This window comes from Corynebacterium sp. KPL4072 (assembly GCF_037908395.1).
Lineage (GTDB): Bacteria > Actinomycetota > Actinomycetes > Mycobacteriales > Mycobacteriaceae > Corynebacterium > Corynebacterium kefirresidentii.
Map to the genome: position 1 here is coordinate 1 of NZ_JBBMGE010000024.1, position 1,118 is coordinate 1,118.

Annotated in this window: 1 protein-coding gene; it reads left to right on the plus strand. The window is 66.8% G+C overall.

The features are described from left to right. Positions 1-70 precede the first annotated feature (70 nt). Positions 71-1,118 (plus strand): HNH endonuclease signature motif containing protein (locus WMP97_RS11765; RefSeq protein WP_340440559.1); only part of this gene is annotated, 1,048 nt, incomplete at its 3' end.

Consider the following 1,118-nt stretch of genomic DNA (forward strand, 5'->3'; position numbering starts at 1 on the left):
ATCCACAATTTCCCCCTCCCCGGCCGCGCACCGCTTGTTCAGCCCTCGCATGCCTTTTAGCTTCGGCCGTGTGAACACCGAATTTCTCTTGCTATGCCGCCGCGGCGTCGACCTCGTCGCCGAATTTCGGGGCTGCTCCGAAGACTCGCTTCTCGAAGCCGGAGCCAGTCCCCTTCTGGCTGCCCAACTCGCCTGCCTGCAGCACGTCTACTTCGGCCGCACGTCGAATACCCGCAAGCAACGCCACGCCCGCGAGGCCGCCCGCAGCCGCGGCCATGACCTCACCACGCTCGATAGCATCGAGTCTTATACTCGCCGCGTGCGCGATACCAACCGCGCTTGGGACCTGCGCCTAACGCTCTGCCGCACCGAGGCCCGCCTGATTCCCTCCGTGGCCAAGAAGCTACTCAAGCAGATCAATCCGCCCCGCCGCCCGGAGCCCGGCGTGCGCTATACCCGCCGCCCCGACGGCCCACACACCATCTCTATTACGGCCGATCCCACCGATATCGCCGATATCAAGGGCGTGCTCTCCTCCGTCAACAAGGACGACCCACTCGCCGCCGCCAAGAAGGTGCTCCTCGAGGGCAATCCCGGCGCGCTGCCGGCCGTGCATACCAACGTCATCCTCACCCTAGACCAGCTCGACCGCATCGTCGCTGCACCTTCCAATGCCTCCGATATCACCCTCCAGCTCACCAACGGCGCCCGCATGACCGGCGCACAGCTCGTTGCCCGCGCTCTCGCCCAGCGCGGCTACGTCAGCCTCGTTCACCCCGAGCACGGCCCGGTAAACCTGTATCGCACCGAACGCATGGCCACGTGGAAACAACGCATGCTCGCCGCGGCCGAGCACCCCGTGTGCGCGTGGCCGGGCTGCACTACGCCTGCCGACGACGCCCAAGTCCACCACCTCACCGCCTGGTCCACCGGCGGGCCCACAAACCAAGAAAATCTGGTCACCTTGTGCGCGCACCACAACGCCGCCAACCAAGATGACCCCTCCCGCCCCACAGAACGCGGCCGCATGGTGCGCGTCAATGGCCGCATCGCCTGGGTGCCGCCGTGGAGCAATACCCCACGGTTCGTCCCCAGCCCCGCCCGGCCACCGAATCCCC